Source organism: Spiroplasma sp. Moj (assembly GCF_016082285.1).
Lineage (GTDB): Bacteria > Bacillota_I > Bacilli_A > Mycoplasmatales > Mycoplasmataceae > Spiroplasma > Spiroplasma phoeniceum.
On sequence record NZ_MQTY02000129.1, the window covers coordinates 1 to 2,593 of the forward strand.

The following is a 2,593-nucleotide window of genomic DNA, read 5'->3' on the forward strand; positions in this document are numbered from 1 at the left end:
ATAATTTCTATTTTAAATATATTTTATAGGAATTTTAAAATAACTAGGTTATGCAAGAAGTCTAATATAGTAGACTTATTAGAAGCTATTTCGCAAGCAATATTGGGAATTACAGTGCGAGTTAATATTGCTTATGATGTAAAATTTAAAGGATTGTAAGCGAGGGCTAATATTGAATCTCTAGTAGTTATAACTAATGATTTGGTTGCTTTAGAAAATATACAAGATAACATTGAAAAGTATTTTACTAATTTTGTTCATAATACCTTTCAAAAAGAAAATTATAAAATTGTATGAAATAGATATCATAATAACATAACGGAGAAGCAGGTTATTTTGCCCATTATTCAAAAAGTTTTAAAGAATAAAAATATTTTGTTTTTTAGTGACATGGTAACGGTTCTTTTAAAAGTGTTACCTTTTCCAAGAGATGCGTTTTTAAAAGAACATTCTGTGTTGGCGTGAGCGGGTGAGGCATATGACGCTGATAAATTGGCGCCAGAAAACTTTTTAAACTTTTATAAAAAAACATATATTTCAAATAAATATTTAAACTAATTATTTATAGTCTAATCATTACCTTTTTAGATGTTTTAAAATAATGGCAATTTACAAAAAGGATGTTATCCTATTCTTTGCTTTTTCTAAGATAACAAATAAAGAATATTTGAAAATATGATATAATAGTAATTAATTTACAACATAATAGAATATGATTGGACTAAAGGAAGTATAAACCTTGCAAAACGATATGCGCGCTATATATGATGAAATGTGTGATACTTGTAAAAAAACCTTTAAAAAAATTATTTTAGCAATTCGTAGTGACCGAACAAAAGATGTTAATAATTTACTTCTTTTTGTTTGTAAAATTAATCCAACATTTACTCTTAAAGATGATGCAGGAATAATGCCAATTGCATTAATTAATTGTAAGGATAATATAAGTATACCTTTTTTTGAAAAACTAATTTTTTAGATGTCTCAGGCAATCCAAAAGTTCCTGTTGTTAACCAAACAATTCAATTATCAAAAGAAACAATTGATAAAATTCTAACTCATCGTCGTTCGTTGCCAATTAAACCTAAGCCACCGATTGAAAAAGTTCTTGTAGTTCAAGAAAAGAAAGTTGAAACATTAAAACCAATTCCTGAAGCAACAACTAAATTAGAATTAGAAGCGGCAAGTAAAATTGAAATGCCAAATAATGATAAAAATAAAGATGATAATAATATTAAAGAAAAACCTATTGATTTGCCATTTGAATTAGTGATATCATCACCATCAATTGAAGGTGAAACTATTGCTTTGGCAAAAAAATGGAACCCGATTTCATGACATCAATGCGTAAAATTTTACATACTATTAATCGAAAAATGCAATTAAAAATTTGAAGTTTAATTGTTATTTTAGTAATATCACTTGTTGGTTTTGGCATTGGTGGATGACAATTATGACAACACTTTGCAAACACTGCAAATAATGAAAATAGTGGTGGAGGTGTCAGTGAACAAACTAATATTACTTTATTAGGTGGTGATTTAAGTAAACAAGTTATTGAAATTGAAGATTCAAATAATTGGATGGATTTATACGGTGCTTTATTAACCTTAGAAATTGGTTCCAAAAATGATGGGAAATTAGAGCCACAACTGTTAGAAGCAATTAAAGATCCAACTACTACTTTAACTTTTAGTAGTGAACGTTTTCACGAAGATAAAACAGTCTATGCAGCTACAATTATTATTAATGCAGATAAGGCAACTAATTTTTATGGTATTACTAATATTGTAATCCAAGCTAAGTCAAAACGAATTAATATTATTAATTTGGGTACAAATTTAGCAAATACTCCTGTTGATATTTCAAGTGATATACCTAAAGATATTTTATCAGCTATGATAGCAAATTCAGAAATTTCAAATAAGTTATCACCAGAATCATTAGCGTTGTTACAAATGGCGCAAAAAGATGAAAATTTATTTCTAAGAATTGATGGTAGTGTTAATAAAACACCTGGTGCAACATCTGATGTGCAATTAGTTATTTTAGCGGATAAATCAAATCTTTATAAAGGAACAGTTTCATTTTCTTTGAAAGTAAAATGAAAATTATAACAATTAATTTTTAAACTCATTATTATCTATGAGTTTTTTTATTTTTAAAAAGGATTTCTTGTAATTTACAAGTTAATCTAAGATAGGAGGAATATAGGAGAAATGTATGCTTCAATTTTATGGAACAGTTCAGGAAATTAATGCAAATTTAATTTATTTAGAACATAATAATTATGGTTATGAAATTAATTTAGTTACAAATAAATTATTTGAGTTTAAGAAAACAATGCAGACTAAATTATATNCTTTTTTANNAGNANAAGATTAGACTTCTTGCATAACCTAGTTATTTTAAAATTCCTATAAAATATATTTAAAATAGAAATTATAGGAATCTAAAATTATGAAATTTGATAAATTTGATTTTATTAATGATAAAGAATTATTCCGATTAACAGGAATAAAACAAGCCACTTTTAATAAAATGTTAGATATTTTAAAGGTTGCTGAAATAGAAAAATTTAAAAAAGGTGGCA

Annotated in this window: 4 protein-coding genes; all 4 read left to right on the plus strand. The window is 25.8% G+C overall.

Annotated elements, in window-relative coordinates; genetic code table 4:
* Positions 1 to 201: 201 nt before the first annotated feature.
* The 4 genes from BST80_RS04960 to BST80_RS04975 all read left to right on the plus strand — a co-directional run bounded on the left by BST80_RS04960 (position 202) and on the right by BST80_RS04975 (position 2,117).
* Positions 202 to 558 (plus strand): hypothetical protein, encoded by a 357-nt coding sequence (locus tag BST80_RS04960; RefSeq protein ID WP_415746230.1) that lies wholly within the window; start codon positions 202 to 204, stop codon positions 556 to 558.
* Between the two features lie 181 nt (positions 559 to 739).
* Positions 740 to 979: a hypothetical protein gene (locus tag BST80_RS04965; RefSeq protein ID WP_415746231.1), complete on the plus strand. Its 240-nt coding sequence runs from the start codon at positions 740 to 742 to the stop codon at positions 977 to 979.
* 92 nt (positions 980 to 1,071) lie between these two features.
* Positions 1,072 to 1,386 (plus strand): hypothetical protein, encoded by a 315-nt coding sequence (locus BST80_RS04970; protein ID WP_415746232.1) that lies wholly within the window; start codon positions 1,072 to 1,074, stop codon positions 1,384 to 1,386.
* Positions 1,320 to 2,117: a hypothetical protein gene (locus BST80_RS04975; RefSeq protein WP_415746233.1), complete on the plus strand. Its 798-nt coding sequence runs from the start codon at positions 1,320 to 1,322 to the stop codon at positions 2,115 to 2,117. Before BST80_RS04970 ends, BST80_RS04975 begins: the two co-directional genes overlap by 67 nt.
* Positions 2,118 to 2,593: the final 476 nt, after the last annotated feature.